Source organism: Cobetia sp., from assembly GCF_983723665.1.
On sequence record NZ_CFDJES010000135.1, the window covers coordinates 5379 to 7266 of the forward strand.

Annotated in this window: 1 protein-coding gene; it reads left to right on the plus strand. The window is 66.1% G+C overall.

Annotation, left to right across the window (positions count from 1 at the left end; all coding sequences use genetic code 11):
• The coding region (locus AC4FAH_RS12120) for a thiamine pyrophosphate-binding protein (protein ID WP_490246099.1) at positions 1 to 1656 on the plus strand (1656 nt) is incomplete at its 5' end.
• Between the last annotated feature and the right edge of the window lie 232 nt (positions 1657 to 1888).

Below are 1888 nucleotides of genomic sequence, written 5' to 3' on the forward strand. Positions count from 1 at the left end.
CAGATCCGTCTGCACGGCACCAAGCGTGTCTTCCTGGTGCCGGGCGAAAGCTACCTGCCGTGCATCGATGCGCTCAATGAGCACAAGGGCGCCATCGAGCCCATCGTCTGCCGCCAGGAAAGTGGCGCAGGCTACATGGCCGAAGCCTACGGCAAGCTGACCAACGAGCCGGGCGTGTGCTTCGTCACCCGTGGCCCGGGCGCCACCAACGCCTCCATCGCCGTGCACACCGCCTATCAGGATTCCACGCCGATGATCCTGTTCATCGGTCAGGTCGGGGGCGACTTCATCGAGCGCGAAGCCTTCCAGGAAATCGATTACCGCCGCATGTTCGGCGAGATGACCAAGTGGGTCGCGCAGATCGACGACACCTCGCGCATTCCGGAATACATCGCGCGTGCCTATCAGGTGGCACGCAGCGGCCGTCCGGGACCGGTGGTGCTGGCACTGCCCGAAGACACCCTGTGGGGCGAAGCCCAGGTCGCGGACGTCAAGCCGCACCCGCGTCTGGCCACCTATCCGGGTCAGCCGCAGCTGGATGAGCTCAAGCGCCTGCTCGCGACTGCCGAGCGCCCCTTCCTGCTGGTCGGTGGCAGCGGCTGGACCCGCGATGCCCAGGTCGCGCTGGAAGGCTTCGCCGAGCGTTTCGATATCCCCACCGGTGTCGCCTGGCGCCGTCTGGAGTGCGTCGATGCCGAACTGCCGCAATTCGCCGGTCACGTCGGCATGGGCATGCATGACGCGCTGCGTCAGCAGCTGGTCGAGAGTGATCTGGTGATCGCCGTCGGCACCCGTATCGGCGAAGCCACCAGCGAAGGCTACAGCTGGATCCAGTCGCCGGTGCCGACCCAGAAGCTGGTGCACATCTACGCAGACCCGGAAGAGCTGGGCCGTGTCTATCAGCCGACGCTGGCCATCAATACCGACGTCAACGGCTTCGCACTGGCGCTCTCCACCCTGTCCCCGGATAGCGCACCGCGCTGGTCCGGCATTACCCGCGAGGCGCGCGCCGCCTATCTGGCCACGCTGGAAGAGCAGCCGTCGCCGGGCCCGCTGAGCCTGGACAAGGTCAGCCTGACCGTCGACCGCATTCTCGATGGCAAGGGCTGCATCAGCGTCGGCGCCGGCAACTACGCGCTCTACGCACACCGCTACGTGCGCTTCCGTGGCCTGGGCAGCTCGCTGGCCCCGACCGTCGGTTCCATGGGTTATGGCCTGCCCGCCGCCATCTCCAGCAAGCTGGAATTCCCGGAACGCCCCGCCGTCTGCTACGCCGGTGATGGCTGCTTCCAGATGAACCTGCAGGAACTGGGCGTGGCACTGCAGTACCGCCTCGGCGTCGTGGTGCTGGTGTTCAACAACGGCATGTGGGGCACCATCCGCGCCCACCAGGAAAACGACTTCCCGGGCCGCGAGATCGCGCTGACCTTCACCAACCCGGACTTCGCCGCGCTGGTCACCGCCTACGGCGGCCTGGGTCAGGTGGTGGAGAAGGACGAGGACTTCGAGGAAAGCTTCAAGCGCGCCCTGGAATTCGCCGACCGCGAGCGTCTGCCGGCCCTGATCGAGCTGCGCTATGACCCGGACGGCATCGCCCCGGGCAAGCTGCTCAGCGGCATCCGTGAAGATGCCCTCACGCGTAACGCGGCCGAGTAAGTCACAGGGAGGCGCTCCTTCCCGCCTTCGGACGACCTTCCCGTCGCCCGAAGGCGGGAAGGTCGCCAGTCAGAACAGTTGAACCATGCCGCCAGAGCGCGACGACAGGAGTCATACAACAACATGTCCACTACCACTACCCCTTCAGCTCCCTCTGCCAATACCGAACAGACCCAGCAGATTCTGGATAGCCTCGCCCTGCGCGTCGATGGCAAGCGCCTGTGGGACGCGC